Here is a 19,816-nt window from a genome sequence, read left to right on the forward strand (position 1 = left end):
GCGCCAGCGCTCGCCTGCCTATAAAACAACCTTCTGGGGCTCCAACGCGTGGCGCAATGCTGGCGCCTCCTGCTGGATATGATCCCACAAACGGTTGGCGACCGGCCCGTGGGGACGGTCGCGGCGACGCGCAACCACCAGTTCGTCGGTGCGGCCCGGCATATGAGGGCCGGCGATGGACCGCAGGCGTCCATCACGCAGCTCCTCCTCGATCAGGAAGCGTGGCAGGTGGCCCCAGCCGAGGCCCTGCAGGATGATCTCCTTCTTCATGCCCTGGTCGGCGACCAGGCATTGCGGCGCGCCTTCGACCATGAAGTAGTCTTGTTGCGGTGAATGGCGGGCAGTGTCGCGCATCACGCATTGGGTGAGCGCCTGCATCTGGTCGGGTGTGATCGGCGGCTCGATGCGCTCCGGCAGAAAGCCCGGTGCCACCACGGGAATGAACGGCACCTTGCACAAATCGATCCATTCCACCCGCGCATCGCCCTTGTCGATCCAGTGCAGGACCAGATCGGCCTCGTCGTCGAAAAGGCGTTCCCAAGGGCCGCCGACGGCCTCGAAGTGCAGGTGCAGACGCGTGCCGGGACATTGCGCGAAGAACCGCCCGAGCAGGCCCAGCACCTGCGGTCGTGGGCATAGGTCGCCGATCACCACATGGATTTCGCTTTCTTCGCCCATCGAGAGCTGGGCGGCATGCACGCGCAGGCCTTCCAGTTCGCGCAGCAGCGATTGCGCCCGGCGGTGGAACGACAGCCCGGCCTCGGTCGGGCGCACGCGATAGCCGCTGCGGTCCAGGAGAACGAGGTCGAGCTGCCGTTCCAGCTTGGCGACAGCGGCGAATACAGCCGGGTGTGAACGATGCAACAGGGCCGCCGCCGGCTGAAAGCCGCCGGTGCGGATCACGGCGTCGAAGCACTGCAGGTCGTGCAAGGTGAATTCAGCCATGTCAGCTTTGATTACAGAGATTGTCCTGACTTTGTAATATCAACAAACCAACGATCTGACTACGCTCTGTCATTCAACCCTTCCAGAAGGATCTTTCATCATGAGTGAGCTGAATTTTGTGACTGTTGGCGACGGCACGCGCATCGCCTACCGTTTCGACGGCGATGCGCGAAAGCCGGTTCTGATGCTGTCGAACTCCATCGGCACCACGCTGCATATGTGGGATGGACAGGTCGGCGAGTTGTCCAGGCATTTCCATCTTCTGCGCTATGATTTTCGCGGCCATGGCGGATCGAGCGTGCCGGCCGGCGCCTATTCGCTCGATCGGCTCGGCGGCGACGTGATCGAGCTGCTCGACGCGCTCGGCCTTGGCCGCGTGCATTTCCTCGGCCTGTCGCTGGGCGGCTTCGTCGGGCAATGGCTCGGCATCCACGCGCCGGAGCGGATCGACCGGCTGATCCTGAGCAACACCTCGTCGCATCTCGGACCGGCAAGCTATTTCGACGAGCGCATTGCCGCCGTCCGGCAGGCGCCCGACATGGCCGAAACCGCCGAAACGTTCCTCAACAATTGGTTCCCGGCAAAAATGGTGGCGGCCAACGAGCCCGTCATCGAGGAATTTCGCGCCATGCTGCTCGCCATCGACCGGCAAGGCCTGGCGGGCCTCTTTGCGGCGGTGCGCGACGCCGACCTTCGCCGCACCGTGGCGCTGATCTCGCGGCCGACGCTGGTGATCGCCGGCGAGCACGACACGGTGACGGCGGCCAGCCACAGCGAACTGATCGCCGCGGCGGTGCCCGGCGCGAAACTGGTCGTCCTGCCGGCGGTTCACCTGTCGAATGTCGAATATCCATCCGGTTTCATGCAGGCGGTGTTCGATTTTCTGCGCTGAGGGATGCGATCCCGTAGACCCCGCATCCCCGGAGCCGGGACGGACCTCACGGCTCCTTGCAGATCGGCACCGGCTGCGGCGGCGGTGCCGGGTGGTCCTTCCTGTATTGGGCAATGATCGGCTCGAGCGTCTTTCGCGGCCAGAATTTCGGCGTGCCGATTTCCTTCAGGCAGGATGCGTTCCAATAGGGGCCAGCGTCCGACAGCGAACGGCCCGCCGCCACGATTTGCGCAACGGCGGCGATGTCGCGCGATTCAGGGTAGATGTAGAGCGTCGTCGGATTGTCCTTCACCATCGGGATGATCTGCTGCGCATCCGCCGCCGACCAACTGGTGCAGCCATTGCTGCGGCCGCCGGCATAATCCACCAGCTTGCCGAACGGCACGTAGCCGTCATGGTCGGCATGCGAGCTGGCCGGGTCTTTGCGAAGACACATTCCCTTCAGCACTTCCGCCGGATGCCCGCCGATCACGCGCTGCCTGGCGTTCGCGGCCTCGCCCTCGCCATCGAACTGCACGAAGGTACGCATGAAAGCCACGTCCTGCTTCGCTGCGGTGCGATAATAGCCCTTGAACGAGGTTTTCGCCTCGCCGGTCATATAGGCGCCGCCGGCGGTCAGTGACGAATCCAGCGCATTGCCGAAGTTCTTCGCGCAGCGCTTGCCATTGGCGAAATCTGCGACGCCCTTCAGATTCCGGCCGCTGCCGTGGCCCGCCGAAACGGCGCGAAACGCCTGGCTGGCCTCGCAGATGATGTAATAACGGTGACCCAGTTTGTTGTTGCCCAGATCGCTAGGGCGCGTCGCATCCATGGCGAAGTAGCAGGGATTGTTAACGGCTCCTGCGCCGACTTTCTTCAGGTAAAGCGCTCGGGCCCGCTCCAGGACCACAGCTGAGATCTGGCCATCACCTTCGCCGACATGGGCCTGCAGCCAGGCCGGAATGGCCGAGGGCGCGGCAAAGGACCGTGCCGTCAAAGCGACGACAACGAGGAAGAGGCTGGCGACGACACCCAGCGGGATAGATCTCAACCGCACCAGACCCGTTCTCCTGTCGAAGCGTTTGTGTTTTGGCGGTGAATCACCCCCGGCACGATCATAAATCGGCTTATGCCGGCCGGCGAAACACATCTTGTTCAGCATTCCCGGCACGTATGCGCGTTTTCGACCGGTCAGCATTGGGGTATTGTCTGATTCCGGCGCGCCCACGCCTCCTCCCTCCGTCGGGAAAGCATCATTCATGCGGGGCAATCCGATCATCGAACCGACTGTTCGAGCACCAAGCATAAGGAGGGGTTGCGAAGACCGCTCGCACCAGGAGGTTTGCGATGATTGCGCCCATTTACCATCTGAAGCGTCAAGCCAGGCTGTTGTCCCGCAAGGAGAAGATTCCGCTCCATCAGGCGCTTGACCGTGTTGCAGCCCGCGAAGGTTTTGCGAGTTGGAGTCTGCTTGCGGCCAAGGCAGCCGAGACGACGGCCGCCGGCAGGCTGTTCTCGCGGCTGATGCCCGGCGACCTGGTTCTGGTCGGTGCGCGACCAGGCCACGGCAAGACGCTGATGAGCCTCGAACTCGCGGTCGAAGCCATGAAGCGTGGCCATCGCAGCGTGTTCTTCTCGTTGGAATACACGCATCGCGATGTGCTGGACCGGTTTCGCGCCATCGGGGCGGACCCCGCCCAGTTCGACCGATTGTTCGCGTCCGACACTTCCGAAGCCATCAGCGCCGACTACATCGTCGAGGTGTTGGGATCGGTGGCGCGTGGGACGCTCGCGGTCATCGACTATCTGCAACTGCTCGACCAGAAGCGGGACAATCCGGAGCTGATGGACCAGGTCCGGACATTGAAGGCTTTTGCGCGTGACAGGGGCGTGATCCTGGTCTTCATCTCGCAGATCGACCGCTCCTACGATCCGTCAACGAAGCCGTTTCCCGATATCAGCGACGTTCGGCTACCGAACCCGCTGGATCTGTCGCTGTTCAGCAAAGCGTGTTTCCTCAACAAGGGCGCGATCCGCTTCCAGCCCGCTTGAGCGTTCCAGTGGCCATCGCTATGCCTGCTTGGCCTGCGAGGGAGCATGGATCATGATCGAAATCGTCAAGCCCGGGCTCAAGCATCTGGCGTCCTACAAGGCTGCGCTCGAGCGCGGCTGGTCGCCCGACAATGTACGGCTCATGGAGGCAGCTCGCGAGCAGCTTGCCGCAATCGAGGAGGATCCGGCGGCGTTCCTGGCCAGCCTCGATGATCCCGAGGCCAAGGGGCCGCCGATCACCTTGCCTGACGGCAGACAGGTCCCGCGCCTGCCGGGCTTCAGGCGCTGGATGTGGGACGGCGAGACGTCAGGCTCGATCGGCCTGCGCTGGCAGAAGGGCACGTCGGCGCTGCCGCCGCACGTGCTTGGCCATATCGGCTACGCCGTGGTGCCGTGGAAACAGCGACGCGGCTACGCGACGGAAGCGCTGCGGCTTATGCTGGATGAGGCGAGGGCGGTCGGCCTGGCTCATGTCGACATCACCGCAAAACCTGGGAATCCGGCCTCGCACAAAGTGATCCTGGCCAACGGCGGCAGACTGGTCGAACGTTTCCTCGAAGATGCCGCCTATGGCGGAGCGGAGACCCTGCGGTTCCGCATCGATCTGTAATGCGTTGGAGCTGCGCAGCCGCCAGGCGAGACATGACTGTTCATCGCGTCGTGCTTGCGCCGGTGGACGCCCGGATCAGGCATGATCGGTGGTGGATGTCCTGACGCGGATAATCTACTCAGCCGCTGCCGTCAGCGGTGGCGTGGCGTTGCTGCGCCACTCCCAGATGTGCGAGGCGAGCGCCACCGCGACGGCGACGAGCATCGCCACAGCGCCAAGCAGCGGCAGGCTGCGATAACCGTAACCGCCATTGAGCATGGCAGCACCGAGCGATGCCGCGAGCGCTATACCGACATTGAAGCCGGATGGGATCAGCGAGGAGGCCAGGTTCGAGGCATCCGCAGTCCAGGACAGGATGCGGGTCTGAATCGGCGTACCGATGGCGAAGTTGAGGCCGCCCCAGATGACGATCGCCACGATCATCGGCACGGGATAGGGGCTGACGGCATAGATCACCGCAAGCGTCACCGCCTGCAGGGCCAGCATGGTGATCAGCGAGGGCATCAGCTTCCAGTCGGCTAGCCTGCCGCCGAGGAAGACGCCAAGCGTGGCGCCGACGCCGTTGAGCAAGAGCACCCAGGGCACCAGGTTCTCGTCGAGGCCGGTGATCTCGATCAATGTCGGGGTGATGTAGGTGAACAGGCCGAACTGGCCGATCATCAGCATCAGCATCAGGATCAGCGAGGTCCAGACCTGCTGGCGGGCAAGCACGCGGACCTCGCGGGCGAGGCCGGCGGGTTTGGCCTGATAACCTGTGGTGCGCGGCAAAAGGGCTGCCATGGCAAGCGTGGCCGCCACGCCCAATGCGCACATAACCCAGAAGGTCGCGCGCCAGCCCCAGATGTTGCCGATGGCAGTGCCCGCCGGCACGCCGATCACGTTGGAGACGGTGAGGCCCGACAGGATGACGGCCACCGCCATGCCGCGCTGGTCCCCGCGCACCAGCCCGACCGCAACCACCATGGCGACGCCGAAATAAGCGCCATGCGCGACTGCGACGGCAATGCGCAGAAGCAGCATCGAGGTGAAGTCGGGCGCCAGCGCGCAGGCCGCCTGACCGATGGTGAAGGCGACCGCCAGGGCGAGCAGCAAGGTTTTGCGCGGCAAGGACTTGGTGGCAAGTGCCAGAAGCGGACCGCCGATGGCGATGCCGCAGGCATAGCCGGAGACGAGATAGCCCGATGTCGGAACCGAAACGCCAAGCCCTTGCGCCACCTGCGGCAGCACGCCGGCGATGACGAATTCGGTGGTGCCGAAAGCGAAGGCAGCGATGAACAGGGCGATGAGCGGAAGCGACATGGCGGGAATTAAATCCTCGAATGCAGGCCTCAAACCACGGATGCGCGCTGCCGGCAATCCAGAAATCTTTGTCGCCGCTTTAGCTTTTCTTGATCTCCGGGTTCAAAATCTTGACCCCGGGTTCAGAACGGGGTCTTGCGTCCATAAGGAACCTTCAACCATGCCCGCTCATGAAAATAATAGAGCAGCGACTTGGTGAAGACTTCTGTCACGCCGATGGCGGCCGCCAGCTTGACGCTTCCGGTCACCACCAGCGAGATGATCATCGTATCGATGGTGCCGGTCACGCGCCACGAAAGCGCCTTGGCGAAACTGCGCGAATGGGTGTCCATCGATCTCCTCCGAAAGCTTTGGCTGATATGCCTAGCCCGAGCGATGGAAACGCGGCAATGGCAATTTTGCCGCCGAAGGACCGACGCCATGCAATTCTGCCGCAATACAATTTTTTCGACAGAGTGCGGCGCTCTTCCTTCTGCCCTTGTTTGTTGGGAGGTGGCGTCGCAAAGCGAGGTGGGATGAGGTATCTCAAAGAAGGGAGAGATGTCGTTGATCAGCTCGCCTTCAACCTGGATCCACCGAGGAGGCCGCGTTCTTCCAGCACGGGATAGGCCATCGATGCCAGCAGCGAGTTGATCTGTTTGAGATCGCGGATGGTGTCGAGGTGGATCGAACTGGTCTCGACGCTTTTGGCAGTGCCTTCGCGCAGCCGCAGGAAATGGCTGGCGCTGGTCTCTTTTTCGGCGTCGCGCAGCCGTTCCTTCTCCAGCACCAATTGGCGAGCCGTCTCGGCATCGCGCGACACCAGCACGTTGAAGGCAAGCCGCGCATTGGCGAGCACCGAAGCGTGGAAGGCGCACAGCTCGCTCCAACCCTCGTCGGTGAATTCCAGTCCACGGTCGAACTTCTTCTTCACATGTACCAGCATGTTGCGCACGATGATGTCGCCGACCTGCTCCAGCTTGACGCAGGCGCCGATCAGTTCCTGGCAGCGCAACGCCTCGTCCTCGGTCAGCGGGTTCTTGGTGACCTTGGCGAGGTAGAGCTTGATCGCCGCGTGCTTGCGGTCGACGCGGTCGTCAAGGGCGGCCAGCGCCTTGATCTTGTCGGCATCGGCGCTCTCGTAGAGCTCGATGATGCGCTTGAGCATGATCTCGACCGTCTCGCAGACCCGCACCACCTCGCGGGTGGCATTGGCCAGCGCCTGGCTCGGCACGTCGAGCGCGCTTTCGTTGAGCGCCGAGAGTTCGACGACGTCGAGCGTGGCGGCTGGCGTCTTGGTGCCGAGCGCCACGATCTTCTCCGAGGCGCGGTAGACGAGACCCGCCAGCGGCAGGCCGGCGAGCAGGATCAGCACATTGAACAGGATGTGGGCATTGACGATCTGGTCCGCTGCCGTCGCGCCAAGGAACGCGAAATGCGGCCTGAAGATCATGACCAGGATCAGCATGACCAGCGAGCCAAGCCCGCGCATCAAGAGGTTGCCGATCGGCACGACGCGCACTTCGGGGCCGGAGGAGCGGGTCAGCATGGGCGCGATGATCGACGAACCGAGATTGACGCCCAGGATGAGGACGACGCCGAGTTCGGGCGTGATCAGGCCGCGGCCCGCCAGCGTCGCCATCAACAGGACCGCGGCGATGCTCGATTGGAACAGCCAGGTGATCAGCGCCGCCAGCAGATAGGCGGTGATGGAATCGCCGGAGAAGTAATTGATGATGACCGGCATCAACTGGCTGTTGCGCAGCGGCTCGGATGCCTGACCGATCATTTCCAGCGACAGGATCAAAAGGCCGATGCCGACCAGGATGCGACCGGTCTGGCGCCAGTCGCGCCGCTCGGTGGCCATGAACATGACCGTGCCGGTGATCAGGCAAAGCGGCACCAGCAGCGTGAGATCGAAGGTGAGCAGCTTGACCACCAGAGCCGAACCGATCTCGGCGCCGCGCACGGCCAGTTGCCCGGCCGCGCCCGAGACGATGCCGGAGCCCGCGAAGGAGCCGACCAGCAGCGTGACGGCGGTGGAGCTCTGCAGCGCTATAGCGAGGCCGGTGCCGGCCAGCACCGCCATGACAGGATTGCGCATGGTGGCGCGCAGCTTGTGGCGCAGCACGTCGCCATAGGCGCGCTCGACGCCGGTCTTCACCATGCGCGTGGCAAACAGCATCAGCGCCACGGCGCCGGCCAGATGCAGGAGAACCACGGAGCCGCTCATTGCGGCGCACCGATACGGACAAGGCCGGCGACACGGGCAGCGCGGCGGTCGGGAGAAAGAGGAGGGGTGCGAATCATGATCATGACGTTGGCCGATAATAGCTCGAATATTTTAGCCGGATAATAAAAATTTGTCGATTTCAAGGGCTCTCCGCGCGCGACGGGCCGTGTCGGAGAATGGACGGATGCCGAAATGGTTGCATGAGCCTCGCCGCCTTGACGCGGCGGATAGGCCGGTGTTGCCGCCCGCCCTTCGCTCGGAATTTGCGAGGATGTTCAACCAACCGGTCTAAAGCTTCGGATTCATTACGGAATTGTAATGCTCATGTTCAGTTTCGGTTCATTCTTCGACGGCTATTTCTGCGGCATCGACAACCAAGGAGATTCCTTCATGAAACGCATTGTTCTTTCCGGTCTTGCTTTCTCGATGCTGGCCGCCACGTCCCTGACGGGCCAGGCCGCACCGCTCAATGCGCCGGTCGCGCCGCAGTCGAACTATACCAATGTCGACTGGCAGAAGCCTACCAACCGGGATGTCAGGAAGCGCGTCATCCAGAAGCGTGTTATCCAGAAGCGCACCATTCAAAAGAAGGTCGTCGTGAAGCGGAACAACTGGCGCAATGGCCAGAAATATTCCGGCTGGCGGCAGCATCAGCCGGTCCGCGATTATGGTCGCTACGGCCTGCATCGTCCCGGCCGTGGCCAGGAATGGATCCGCGTCGGCAACGACTATGTGCTGGTCGGCGCCCTCTCCGGCATCATCTTTGGCGCCATTGCCGCGCAGTAAAGTCCCGATAGTGCCAGACTGGAGGAAGGGCGGCCCGCAACGGCCGCCTTTCCTTTTGCCCTGTGGAAACCGGGCATCGTCAGCATTAGGGGTCGCCGGATTTCGCGGGCATGATTATATGGGGGATAAACGAGTTCCCCGATGCGCTTTCCGCCCGCCTTCCTCGACGAGATACGCGATCGCGTGCCGATTTCGCAGGTCATCGGCCAGCGCGTCGCCTGGGATCGCAAGAAGACCAATGCGTCGCGCGGCGATTATTGGGCCTGCTGCCCGTTTCATGGCGAGAAGAGCCCGTCCTTCCATTGCGAGGACAAGAAGGGCCGCTATCATTGTTTCGGCTGCTCGGTCTCGGGCGATCACTTCAAGTTCCTGACCGAACTTGACGGACTGAGCTTTCCCGAGGCGGTCGAGAAGATCGCAGACATGGCCGGCGTGCCGATGCCGGTTCGCGACGTGCAGGAGGAGCGGCGCGAGAAGGAACGCGCCAGCCTTACCGACGTCATGGAAATGGCGACTGCCTTTTTCCAGGAGCGGCTACAGGGCGCGGAGGGCGCCAAGGCCCGTGCGTATCTGCGCGACCGCGGACTGACGCCCGCGACGCAGCATGCGTTCCGGCTGGGCTATGCGCCCGACAGCCGCAATGCGCTGAAGGAGCATCTGGCCGCAAAGGGCGTGCCGAAGGGCGATATCGAGGCCTGTGGGCTGGTGCGCCATGGCGATGACATTCCGGTCTCCTATGACTGGTTCCGCGACCGCATCATGTTCCCGATTCCGGATTCGCGTGGCAAGGTCATCGCTTTCGGCGGGCGAGCGCTGGCGCCGGATGCGCTCGCCAAATACATGAACTCGCCCGATACCGAGCTCTTCCACAAGGGCAACGTGCTCTACAATTTCGCCCGCGCGCGAAAAGCGCTGGCCAAGGGCGGCACGGTCATCGCCGTCGAAGGCTATATGGATGTCATCGCATTGGCGCAGGCCGGCTTCGAGAATGTCGTCGCGCCACTCGGCACGGCGCTAACCGAAAACCAGCTCGAACTGTTGTGGCGTATGGCCGCCGAGCCGGTGCTGTGCTTCGACGGCGACAAGGCCGGGCTGAAGGCCGCATGGCGGGCCGCCGACATGGTGCTGCCCGTAGTCCAAGCCGGGCGCACGGCGCGTTTCGCGCTGCTGCCGGAAGGCAAGGATCCCGACGACCTGGTCAAGGCGGAGGGGCCGGATGCCTTCCGCGCCGTGCTGGCGGAAGCGCGTCCTCTTGCCGATCTGTTATGGATGCGCGAGACGGCGGGCGGCGTCTTCGACACGCCGGAGCGGCGGGCCGAACTGGAGAAGCGGCTGCGCGAACTGACCAGCCGCATCCGTGATGAAAGCCTGCGATATCACTACCAGCAGGACATGCGCGAGCGCGTGCTGAGCTTCTTCGGTTCTCAGCGCGCAACGCGGCAAGGTCGTCCGGACTGGAAACCGGGGCAGGGCAAGGCGCCCGCTCCCGGCGGACAATTCGCTAAAGCCGGCGGTGGTCGCATCGCCATCACGGAAAGTCTCGGCCAGTCGGCACTGGTCAAGCGCGGCAACGAAGGAATGTCGGTGCGCGAAGCGACGATCATCGTGGCACTGGTCAACCACCCGGCGCTGATCGACGAGAATTTCGCCCATGTCGAGTTCCTTGATCTCGCCAACCCCGAGCTGAGGCGGCTGCACGGCGCCATCCTCGACGCGATGGCACATGACATGGCCAATGACCGCCACGCCGTGGTGGCGACGATCGAGCGCGCCGGCTGCGCCGAGATCTGGGAGCGTGCCGTCGGCCTGATCAGGCGGGCGCGGCAGTGGCCGGCGCTGGAGACGGCAGCGCTCGAGGATGCCCGCGACGCTCTGAACCAGGCGCTGCACTTGCAGCGCAGCGCGCGCACCTTACATAAGGAGCTGAAACAGGCGGAAGCGGCGATGGATGCGGATCCTTCGGACGAGAATTTCCGCCATCTGATCGAAATTCAAGCGCAATTTCGGGATGTACAAGCGACGGAAGCGCTGATCGAAGGCTTCGGTGTTTCGTCGGGCAGGGCTGGTCGGGCCTGAAGCATGGTTCCGAAAAGCGGGACCCGGTTTTCGGGAACGATCATACTCCAGTAGAAGAAAGGCGGAGCTCATTTCGGCCCGAGGGTTGGGACGGGCTCATGCCAGCAAGTGCAGGAAAGACGGCGTTGTCATGGATCTTCTAGAGCCGGACCGCGCTAAGTCGGGTAATTGATTCGCTTTTTTCATGCGAATCATGCGAGAGGCGCTTGACCTTCCGGCAGAATGGCGGAATCAGGACGATTCGAAACGTTAACCCGCACCCGCGTCGACGGGAAAAGCAGCGATGTGAGGTCTTGGTCACTGGACAGGCAGCCAGCCTGCCACAGATATCAGGGTTAATCTGGACTTAATGCATGTCGCCCAAAAATGGAAACCGGTTTTGGGCGACGACAGGGCACCAACAAAGAGATGATGCAGTTATTGGCCCGGTGAAGCGCGTTGCAAAAGCGAGCCCAGCCGATTTGACCGGTCCGACAGCTTGCGCGGCCTCGATGTCGGGCCGCTAGGAGAAGATAAAGACTATGGCGACAAAGGAAAAGGAAGAGGTCGAGACCGAACGCGAAGGCGCCACCGATGGCCCTCTGCTCGACCTTTCCGATGATGCTGTCAAGAAGATGATCAAGGCCGCCAAGAAGCGCGGCTATGTCACCATGGACGAGCTGAATTCGGTGCTGCCCTCCGAGGAAGTGACCTCCGAGCAGATCGAGGACACGATGGCGATGCTGTCCGACATGGGTATCAACGTCGTCGAGGACGACGAGCAGGGCGAAGAGGCCGAGGCCGGCGACACCGCGGCGGATGCCGAGGAAGACGCCAACGAACTGGCCGAGCAGACCGGCACCGCCGTCGCCGCCACAACCACGAAGAAAGAGCCGACCGACCGCACCGACGATCCGGTCCGCATGTACCTGCGCGAAATGGGTTCGGTCGAGTTGTTGTCGCGCGAGGGCGAAATCGCCATCGCCAAGCGCATCGAGGCCGGCCGCGAGACGATGATCGCGGGCCTGTGCGAAAGCCCGCTGACCTTCCAGGCCATCATCATCTGGCGCGACGAGCTCAACGAATCCAAGATCCTGCTGCGCGAGATCATCGACCTCGAAGCCACCTATGCCGGCCCCGAGGCCAAGCAGGCGCCAGTGGTGGAGCGCGTCGAGGAAGCGCCTAAGGTCGAGGAAAAGCCGCGCCGCGGACGCGACGATGAAGACGACATCACCAATGTCGGCGCTGACACGCGCGGCATCGGGGATGACGACGAGGAGGACGAGGACGAGGCCAGCCTGTCGCTGGCGGCAATGGAAGCCGAGCTGCGCCCGCAGGTCATGGAAACGCTCGACGTCATCGCCGACACCTACAAGAAGCTGCGCAAGCTGCAGGATCAGCAGGTCGAGAACCGGCTGGCCGCGGCCGGCACGCTGTCGCCCAGCCAGGACCGCCGCTTGAAGGAGCTGAAGGACCAGCTCATCAAGGCGGTGAAGTCGCTGTCGCTCAACACGGCGCGTATCGAGGCGCTGGTCGAGCAGCTTTACGACATCAACAAGCGCCTGGTGCAGAACGAGGGCAAGCTATTGCGTCTCGCCGAAAGCTATGGCGTGCGCCGCGAGGAGTTCCTGAAGGAATATCAGGGCTCCGAGCTCGACCCGAACTGGACGCGCTCGATCGCCAATCTGACCTCGCGCGGCTGGAAGGAGTTCACCAAGAACGAGAAGGACGCGATCAGGGATCTGCGCGCCGAGATCCAGAATCTGGCCACGGAAACGGCCATCTCGATCCTGGAATTCCGCAAGATCGTCAACCAGGTGCAGAAGGGCGAGCGCGAAGCGGCGATCGCCAAGAAGGAAATGGTCGAGGCCAATCTGCGCCTCGTCATCTCCATCGCCAAGAAATACACCAATCGCGGCCTGCAGTTCCTCGACCTGATCCAAGAAGGCAATATCGGCCTGATGAAGGCCGTCGACAAATTCGAATATCGCCGCGGCTACAAGTTCTCGACCTACGCGACATGGTGGATCAGGCAGGCGATCACGCGTTCGATCGCCGACCAGGCGCGCACCATCCGCATTCCGGTGCACATGATCGAGACGATCAACAAGATCGTGCGCACCTCGCGCCAGATGCTGCACGAGATCGGCCGCGAGCCGACGCCGGAGGAACTGGCCGAGAAGCTCGCAATGCCGCTCGAAAAAGTGCGCAAGGTGCTGAAGATCGCCAAGGAGCCGATCTCGCTCGAAACGCCGGTCGGCGACGAGGAGGATTCGCATCTGGGCGACTTCATCGAGGACAAGATGGCGATCCTGCCGATCGACGCGGCGATCCAGGCCAATCTGCGCGAGACCACCACGCGCGTGCTCGCCTCGCTGACGCCGCGCGAGGAGCGTGTGCTGCGCATGCGCTTCGGCATCGGCATGAACACCGACCATACGCTCGAGGAAGTCGGCCAGCAGTTCTCGGTCACCCGCGAGCGTATCCGCCAGATCGAAGCCAAGGCGTTGCGCAAGCTCAAGCACCCGAGCCGCTCGCGCAAGCTTAGAAGCTTCCTGGATAGCTGAGGCCTACCGATTGTGAAGAGATCAAGGGCGCCCATCGTGGCGCCCTTTTTCTTTGGCGCTCGCCATTGCGGCACGCGCCCTTAGGGAGGATAATTTCGTGTCGGATGCATTTTTCTGGGCGACAGCCCGGGAAGCCCGCCCCGGTCGAGGCCGTGTCGACATCGCCATGGCCTGAGCACCGTGCTCCGTGGCCCCGGAGGAGGCGTGCCATGACGACTTACATCATGCTGATGAACTGGACCGAGCAGGGCGCGAAGAACGTGCGCGAATCCCCCAAGCGCCTCGATGCCGCCAAGACGCAGCTGGGCGAGATGGGGGGATCGTTCAAGTCGTTCTACCTGACCATGGGCGAATTCGACATGGTGGCGGTGGTCGAAGCGCCCGACGATGCGGTGCTGGCGCGTTTCGCGCTGATGCTGGCCGCGGGCGGCAACGTCAAGTCACGGACCCTGAAGGCTTTCCCGGAGCTTGCTTACCGCGAGATCATCTCGTCGCTTGGATGATGCAAATCGGGACGTTCCGGAGCCGATGAGCAGGTGCCGGCTCGACGGCGCCTTGCGGCAAGACGGTGCGCTCCATCGTGATAGAGTGCAGCCAGCGGAGATCGCGATGAAGAAAGTTTCGATATTGGCTATCAGCCTTGCCGCGTGGTCGTCGATGCCGATCGATGCCCACACTGCCCCGCAAAAACCGGTCGGCATGTCCAATCCCGCATCGGTCCATTGCGGAGAGATCGGCGGGCGCCTGATGATCAAGAAGGACAAGGCTGGCAATGAATATGGATTTTGCCGCTTGCCCAATCGGCGGCTGTGCGAAGAGTGGGCGCTGTTTCGCGACAACAAATGCGTCGGGCCGAAGACGGCGATGGGCCTGAAGTGATCGATAGCAGAACCAGGCCATTGCTGACCGTCTGGTACAACACGCGCTGCCCGGTCTGCGATGCCGGCATTGCCAGGCAGAAGCGGCGGTTGATCGAGGCGGTCAAGGCCGGGCGGATCGAATTTCGCGACATCAATCATGAACCGGCAGCCTTGGCCGGATTTGGCGCTTCGCTGGAAGACATCCGCCGCCGGCTGCACGCGACCGATGCTCAGGGCAGGCTGCTGGTCGGCGCCGATGTCGCCATCGCCGTGTGGGCGCTGACGCCGGGCGAGGGCTGGCTGGCAAAGCTGCTCGGCAACGCCCTTACGCTACCGCTCGCTCGCTTCGGCTACGACCGCTTCGCCGACCTGCTCTATGCCTGGAACCGGCGCAACGGCCGCTGGTAGCGCCGGCTACTCCAATCATGATGAACGCATGTTCGAGCGCGACCGACGGATCGGCGTCTGACAGATGCTGTTCGCTTCCGGCCCGATACATCGTAAGATATATCTTGACTCCACGCTGGCGTGTGCCTAGCTAAGATATGTCGTAAGATATAACTCAAGGAGCAATCAATGCACGGACACAATCATTTTGGCGATCGCGCCGAGCGCGTCTTCATGCACATGGCCGGCAAATTTGGCGGCAGAGGCGGGGGCGGCGGCTTTGGCCCGTTCGGCCATGGCAGGGGCGGCGGACGCGGCGGCCCGGGCGACATGTTCCGCGCCGGGCGCATGCTGGCCGACGGAGACCTCAAGCTGATCACGCTGTCGCTGCTGGCCGAGGCGCCACGCCATGGTTATGACATCATCAAGGCCTTGGAGGAGCGCACCAGCGGCATCTACAGCCCGAGCCCGGGCGTGGTCTACCCGACGCTGACCTTCCTGGAAGAGGCAGGCTATGCCGTGTCCTCGAGCGAAGGCAACAAGAAGGTGTTTTCCATCACCGAGGCCGGGCAGGCGCATCTTGCCGACAACCGTGAGATGATCGAGGGCGTGCTAGACCATCTCGAGCGCTTCGGCCGCAAGATGGCCAAGGCGCGCGACTGGTTCGGCTGGAATGACGATAGCGAGGACCGGCGCGGCGGCCGAGGCGGCCGTTCGGAAAAGCGCGACGAATTCCGTGCGCTGCGCCACCGGCTGCGCGCCGCGCTGAGCGACATCGTCGATGCGCCGGCGGACAAGCAGGCCGCGGCGATGAGCATCCTCGAAGACGCCGCCGCCGCGCTCGAAGCGCTGTCGCGCAAATAGCCGGCTTCGGTCCAACCGGCACGGCCCTTGCCCGTTCAAGCAAGGAGCGATAGTGAAATTCATCCTGCGCCACATTATGTGGTGCAGGATGAATGATGTGGTGCGGGATGAATGCTGTTGGAGGAAGCCCGATGTCTTTTCTGAAGCGTCTTTTCGGCGGTGGCGGTGATGAAGCGGCCGAGCCAAAGAGCGCCGCACCGGCCAAGCAGGTGGAGCACAAGGGTTTCACGATCAGCGCCACGCCCTACAAGGCCGATGGCCAGTACCAGACCTGCGGCGTCGTCTCCAAGGACGTCGACGGCGTCCTGAAGGAACACAGATTCATCCGCGCCGATCGCTTCGCCGGGTTGGACGACGCCGTCGACATCTCGATCAAGAAGGGCATCCAGCTCGTCGACGAGCAGGGCGAGCGGATGTTCGGGTAGACCGCCGACGAACGGCTCAAGAATTCCAGAGATCCGAGGGCCGGTCCAGATATGGGCCGGCCCTTTCGTTTGCTCCGCTATGCCGGCTGCAACGCTCTGCGCGGCAGTGGCGGGAAGGCGATGGCGATGCCCGCCGCACCCAGCCCGATGAGGGCCGAACCGATGAACAGCCAATGGTAGTTGGCGTAGGCGTCGAACACCATGCCGCCGGCGAGCGGGCCGAGCGCCATGCCGAGGCTGGACAGCATGGTGGCGGCGCCGAACACGGTGCCCAGGATGCGCTGGCCGAAATATTCGCGCGCCAGCACTGCGTAGAGGGGCATGACGCCGCCATAGGTGGCGCCGAAGACGACGGCCAGCATGTAGAACTGGCCGAGCTGACTGATCGAGAGATAGGCGGCGATCACCACGGCCTGGATCAACAAGCCGGCGATCAGCACCGGCTTGACGCCAAGCCTGTCGGCGAGCACGCCATAGAGCAGACGCCCGCCAAGCCCGGCAAGGCCCTCGACGCTGTAGATCGAGACGGCGGCCATGGGTGCCACGCCGCACAGCATGGCATAGCTGACCATGTGGAAAATCGGCCCCGAATGCGCCGCGCAGCAGGCGAAGAAGGTCAGCCCCAGCACGATGAATTGCGGCGAGCGCAGCGCTTGGCCGACGCTCAGGCCGGCGCCCTCGGCAACCGGCGAGGAGCCAGTGTCGGTCACGACAGGCTTCGGTGGCTGGCGCACCAGAAGCACCGCCGGCAGGAGCAGCACCCAAGCCATGATGCCGATGTCGAACATGGCGGTGCGCCATTCATAGGCCGAGATCAGCCAGCGGGCGAAGGGCGAGATCGTCATCGGCGCGACGCCCATGCCGGCCGAGACCAGCGACACGGCAAGGCCGCGATTGGTGTCGAACCAGCCTGTTGTAAGCGCGATCATCGGTGCGAAGAAGGCGCTGGCCGCGAGCCCGACGAGCACGCCAAAGGTGATCTGGAAGGTGACAAGCGAGCCCGCACGGCTGGCCAGCACCAACGCCAGGCCGAGGAGCACCGCGCCGACCGTGACGACGATGCGGGCGCCGAAGCGGTCCGACAGCGCGCCCCAGGCGAAGCCGCCAAGGCCCATGACCAGGAAATTGAGCGTCATCGCGCTCGATATGCCGGCGCGTGACCAACCGGTATCGAGCGCCATCGGCTCGAGGAAGATCGCCAGCGAAAACATCGTGCCGATGGCGACACAGGACATCAGCGCGCCGGCCGCGACAATGACCCAACGATAGCAAAGGTTCATGGTTTTCTCCCATGCCGTAAGGCATTTGTTGTGCGGCACGGCCTGACTTGGCCTGCCGCTTGCGTCCGAAGGACGCCGGCGCCGGCACCAATCCTACAATCCGGTTGCATTTTTTATCCAGTCTGAGATGAGGCCATTTCCCGGCGCCTAGATCGGCAGTTCCGATGTGTATTTGATGGTCTGGCTGGGAACGTCGGTCTTGACGTTCTGCACGCCCTTGATGCGGCTGAGATGTTCCGACTGGAAGCGGCGGTAGTCGTCGATGCCGGCCGCCACCACGCGCACCATGGCGTCGCAGTCGCCGAGCATCAGATAACATTCCATCACCTGCGGCAGCTTGGCCACTTCGGTGGCGAAATGCTCGATCGTGTCTTCGTCCTGCGCTTTCAGCCAGATGCGGGTGAAGAAGGTCAGGCCCTTGCCGATGCGGGCCGGATTGAGCACTGCGACGTAGCGGTCGATGACGCCGGCCTCCTCCAGGAGCTTGACGCGGCGCAGGCACGGGGACGGCGACAGGCCGACTTCAGCGGCCAGCTCATTGTTGGCCATGCGCCCATCGCGCTGCAGCGCCCGCAGGATGCGCCTGTCGATCTCGTCAAGTTTCATGGCTCTAAATTCCGTTTCTCTGGTGATTAATGGTACAAGATGCCAAAATTTGATGAAAGACAACAATCTTCGCAACCAAATTGCGAGGCCTGGCGGCTATGGTCGCCCTGACATCAGCGACATCCAACGGAACCGGCAGAGGCGGCCGCGCGGCGCGGCCGGAGGAAGATCATGAGCATTGCGAGATCGGCGGCGGGCGGCGGATTGAACTCCGAGTTCCGGCGGGGCGTGGCCTCCTGCGCGCCCGTGCTGTTCGGCACCATCCCTTATGCGCTGGTGCTTGGTGCACAGGCCACACAGAGAGGGCTCAGCACCGCAGAACTGTCGCTGCTGACGGGACTGAACTTCGCTGGCGGCTCGGAATTCGCGGCGATTCAGCTGTGGACGTCGCCGCCGCATGTCCTGCTCATCGTCGCCATCACCTTCCTGGTCAACAGCCGCCATCTCCTGATGGGGGCGGCACTGGCGCCGTTCCTGCGCGACCTGCCGCGGCGCAAGGCGTTTTCCGCGCTGTTCTTCATGTGCGACGAAAGCTGGGCGCTCGGCCTGGCCGACGCCAAACGGCGCGCCGCCGACGGCGTCGCGCCGGCCTTCAGCCGGCGCTACTATATGGGCGCGGCACTGGCGATGTACCTGACCTGGGTGGCCTTCACCATAATTGGCGCCTTGCTCGGCCCGGTGCTGGGCGACGCCGAGACCTACGGCTTCGACATGGCGTTCGCGGCCGTCTTCCTGGTACTGCTGCGCGGCATGTGGAAGGATGTTGCCGCTGCGCGGCCGTGGCTGGTCAGTCTGATCATCGCGGCGCTGACCTACCTTTTCGTTCCCGGCGCCTGGTATGTAGCGGCGGGCGCGCTGGCGGGGCTGGTCTCGGCCTGGCTGTTGTGGAGGGATGAGGCATGATCGACGCGCAGACGCTTCTCACCATCGTGCTGATGGCCGGTGTCACGTACCTCAGCCGCGTCGGCGGCTATGTCGTGCTGCGCAATCGGGTGCTCAGCGCGCGGGCAACGGCCGTGATGGAGGCGGCGCCCGGCTGCGTGCTGATCTCGGTGATCGCGCCTGCCTTCGTCTCGAAAAACCCGGCCGATCTTCTGGCTCTGGCCGTCACGCTGATTGCCGCCACGCGATTTTCGATGCTGCCGACCGTGCTGATCGGGGTCACTTCGGCAGGACTGCTGCGGCACATCATTGGATAGGCCAAAAAAGGCAGGCGCGGGCGCCTGCCTTCGATCTGGTTGGCAATCAGAGCTTTTACGCGGCTGCCGCGACATCCCGGCTGGCAGCCACCACGGCGTCGACCTTGGCGGTTGCCTTGGCGAGCGCTTCGCTTACTGCGTCAGGACCCTTGGCGACGCCTTCGATGCGGATGACGTCGACGTCGGTCATGCCGATGAAGCCGAGCACCGAGCGCAGATAGGGAACGGCGTGATCGAACTGCACGGCCGCGCCTTCCGAGTAGATGCCGCCGGATGCCAGCACGATATAGACCTTCTTGCCGGTGACGAGGCCTTTGGGGCCATTTTCGCCGTAAGCAAAGGTTTTGCCGGAACGGGCGACATGGTCGACCCAGGACTTCAGCGTCGAGGAGATGTTGAAGTTGATGAAGCCTGTCGCCAGGATCACCGTGTCGGCGGCAAACAGTTCGTCGAGCACGGCATCCGAGACTCCGACCACTTCGGCCTGACGCGGCGTGCGGGCTTCGGCAGGCGTATATATGCCGGTCGCATAGTCGGTATCGATATGCGGCAGCGGATTGGCGACAAGGTCGCGCACGACAAGCGTGTTCGACGGGTCGGCTGCGAGCAGCTTCTGAGCGAATTCGGTGGCGATACGGGTCGAGTGCGAGGCAGCGCCGCGCGGGCTCGACGTGACGAGAAGAATGGACATGTTGGGTCTCTCCAGTGGAATTGGACTGTCCCGCTACATATGGGCTATTAACCCATCAGATAAACCGGTATATTTTATATATGATCCATCCATTAATTAGATACGAT

The 19,816-nt window shown here is 63.2% G+C and carries 22 protein-coding genes; 13 read left to right on the forward strand and 9 right to left on the reverse strand.

What is annotated here, in order from left to right; all coding sequences use genetic code 11:
• Positions 1-18: 18 nt before the first annotated feature.
• Positions 19-945, reverse strand: coding sequence for a LysR family transcriptional regulator (locus FJ959_RS21940; RefSeq protein WP_140560658.1), 927 nt, complete (start codon positions 943-945; stop codon positions 19-21).
• A gap of 100 nt (positions 946-1,045) precedes the next feature.
• Between FJ959_RS21940 and pcaD the strand changes: the two genes are divergently transcribed.
• Positions 1,046-1,837: a 3-oxoadipate enol-lactonase gene (gene pcaD / locus FJ959_RS21945; RefSeq protein ID WP_140582023.1), complete on the forward strand. Its 792-nt coding sequence runs from the start codon at positions 1,046-1,048 to the stop codon at positions 1,835-1,837.
• 46 nt (positions 1,838-1,883) lie between these two features.
• Here pcaD and FJ959_RS21950 read toward each other — a convergent pair whose 3' ends face one another.
• The gene (locus FJ959_RS21950) at positions 1,884-2,873 is read right to left on the reverse strand and encodes a hypothetical protein (RefSeq protein WP_140516982.1); all 990 of its coding nucleotides are present in this window, start codon (positions 2,871-2,873) and stop codon (positions 1,884-1,886) included.
• Positions 2,874-3,163: 290 nt separating this feature from the next.
• Between FJ959_RS21950 and FJ959_RS21955 the strand changes: the two genes are divergently transcribed.
• Complete coding sequence (locus tag FJ959_RS21955; protein WP_140624060.1) at positions 3,164-3,868, forward strand: DNA helicase; 705 nt, start codon at positions 3,164-3,166, stop codon at positions 3,866-3,868.
• A gap of 52 nt (positions 3,869-3,920) precedes the next feature.
• A complete protein-coding gene (locus FJ959_RS21960) occupies positions 3,921-4,478 on the forward strand; it encodes a GNAT family N-acetyltransferase (protein WP_140631944.1) in 558 nt (185 codons plus the stop codon).
• Positions 4,479-4,592: 114 nt separating this feature from the next.
• On the opposite strand, the gene FJ959_RS21965 is transcribed toward FJ959_RS21960, so the two are convergent.
• The 4 genes from FJ959_RS21965 to FJ959_RS31890 form a co-directional block, all read right to left on the reverse strand.
• Positions 4,593-5,777, reverse strand: coding sequence for an MFS transporter (locus tag FJ959_RS21965; protein ID WP_140631947.1), 1,185 nt, complete (start codon positions 5,775-5,777; stop codon positions 4,593-4,595).
• Between the two features lie 122 nt (positions 5,778-5,899).
• The gene (locus FJ959_RS21970; RefSeq protein WP_140495915.1) at positions 5,900-6,109 is read right to left on the reverse strand and encodes a DUF2061 domain-containing protein; all 210 of its coding nucleotides are present in this window, start codon (positions 6,107-6,109) and stop codon (positions 5,900-5,902) included.
• Positions 6,110-6,327: 218 nt separating this feature from the next.
• Positions 6,328-7,989, reverse strand: coding sequence for a Na/Pi cotransporter family protein (locus FJ959_RS21975; protein ID WP_140495914.1), 1,662 nt, complete (start codon positions 7,987-7,989; stop codon positions 6,328-6,330).
• Positions 7,986-8,132, reverse strand: coding sequence for a hypothetical protein (locus tag FJ959_RS31890; protein WP_181165210.1), 147 nt, complete (start codon positions 8,130-8,132; stop codon positions 7,986-7,988). Before FJ959_RS31890 ends, FJ959_RS21975 begins: the two co-directional genes overlap by 4 nt.
• 247 nt (positions 8,133-8,379) lie before the next feature.
• Here FJ959_RS31890 and FJ959_RS21980 point away from each other — a divergent pair, with 247 nt between their 5' ends.
• The 8 genes from FJ959_RS21980 to FJ959_RS22015 all read left to right on the forward strand — a co-directional run bounded on the left by FJ959_RS21980 (position 8,380) and on the right by FJ959_RS22015 (position 15,933).
• Positions 8,380-8,775, forward strand: coding sequence for an RcnB family protein (locus tag FJ959_RS21980; protein ID WP_140631950.1), 396 nt, complete (start codon positions 8,380-8,382; stop codon positions 8,773-8,775).
• 141 nt (positions 8,776-8,916) lie between these two features.
• On the forward strand, positions 8,917-10,851 hold the full coding sequence (gene dnaG, locus FJ959_RS21985) for a DNA primase (RefSeq protein WP_140631952.1): 1,935 nt from the start codon (positions 8,917-8,919) through the stop codon (positions 10,849-10,851).
• Positions 10,852-11,372: 521 nt separating this feature from the next.
• The gene (gene rpoD, locus FJ959_RS21990) at positions 11,373-13,397 is read left to right on the forward strand and encodes an RNA polymerase sigma factor RpoD (RefSeq protein ID WP_140495911.1); all 2,025 of its coding nucleotides are present in this window, start codon (positions 11,373-11,375) and stop codon (positions 13,395-13,397) included.
• A 209-nt stretch (positions 13,398-13,606) separates the two neighbouring features.
• Positions 13,607-13,900, forward strand: coding sequence for a GYD domain-containing protein (locus FJ959_RS21995; protein ID WP_140495910.1), 294 nt, complete (start codon positions 13,607-13,609; stop codon positions 13,898-13,900).
• 106 nt (positions 13,901-14,006) lie between these two features.
• Complete coding sequence (locus FJ959_RS22000) at positions 14,007-14,276, forward strand: DUF333 domain-containing protein (protein ID WP_140524839.1); 270 nt, start codon at positions 14,007-14,009, stop codon at positions 14,274-14,276.
• 20 nt (positions 14,277-14,296) lie between these two features.
• A complete protein-coding gene (locus FJ959_RS22005) occupies positions 14,297-14,665 on the forward strand; it encodes a DCC1-like thiol-disulfide oxidoreductase family protein (RefSeq protein ID WP_140524950.1) in 369 nt (122 codons plus the stop codon).
• A gap of 168 nt (positions 14,666-14,833) precedes the next feature.
• Positions 14,834-15,508: a PadR family transcriptional regulator gene (locus FJ959_RS22010; RefSeq protein ID WP_140495908.1), complete on the forward strand. Its 675-nt coding sequence runs from the start codon at positions 14,834-14,836 to the stop codon at positions 15,506-15,508.
• Positions 15,509-15,639: 131 nt separating this feature from the next.
• The gene (locus tag FJ959_RS22015) at positions 15,640-15,933 is read left to right on the forward strand and encodes an HlyU family transcriptional regulator (protein WP_140495907.1); all 294 of its coding nucleotides are present in this window, start codon (positions 15,640-15,642) and stop codon (positions 15,931-15,933) included.
• Between the two features lie 77 nt (positions 15,934-16,010).
• On the opposite strand, the gene FJ959_RS22020 is transcribed toward FJ959_RS22015, so the two are convergent.
• Together FJ959_RS22020 and FJ959_RS22025 are read right to left on the reverse strand one after the other, a co-directional pair.
• Complete coding sequence (locus FJ959_RS22020; protein WP_140631955.1) at positions 16,011-17,213, reverse strand: MFS transporter; 1,203 nt, start codon at positions 17,211-17,213, stop codon at positions 16,011-16,013.
• A 147-nt stretch (positions 17,214-17,360) separates the two neighbouring features.
• On the reverse strand, positions 17,361-17,819 hold the full coding sequence (locus FJ959_RS22025) for an Lrp/AsnC family transcriptional regulator (protein ID WP_140495905.1): 459 nt from the start codon (positions 17,817-17,819) through the stop codon (positions 17,361-17,363).
• Positions 17,820-17,990: 171 nt separating this feature from the next.
• Here FJ959_RS22025 and FJ959_RS22030 point away from each other — a divergent pair, with 171 nt between their 5' ends.
• A complete protein-coding gene (locus FJ959_RS22030; RefSeq protein ID WP_140495904.1) occupies positions 17,991-18,722 on the forward strand; it encodes an AzlC family ABC transporter permease in 732 nt (243 codons plus the stop codon).
• Positions 18,719-19,018, forward strand: coding sequence for an AzlD family protein (locus FJ959_RS22035; RefSeq protein WP_140631957.1), 300 nt, complete (start codon positions 18,719-18,721; stop codon positions 19,016-19,018). Before FJ959_RS22030 ends, FJ959_RS22035 begins: the two co-directional genes overlap by 4 nt.
• 55 nt (positions 19,019-19,073) lie before the next feature.
• Here the strand turns inward: FJ959_RS22035 and FJ959_RS22040 are convergent, their stop codons facing one another.
• Positions 19,074-19,709, reverse strand: a complete 636-nt coding sequence (locus FJ959_RS22040; RefSeq protein WP_140495902.1) for an FMN-dependent NADH-azoreductase — start codon at positions 19,707-19,709, stop codon at positions 19,074-19,076.
• Positions 19,710-19,816: the final 107 nt, after the last annotated feature.

The sequence above is a fragment of the Mesorhizobium sp. B2-2-4 genome (assembly GCF_006442375.1).
Taxonomy (GTDB): Bacteria; Pseudomonadota; Alphaproteobacteria; order Rhizobiales; family Rhizobiaceae; genus Mesorhizobium.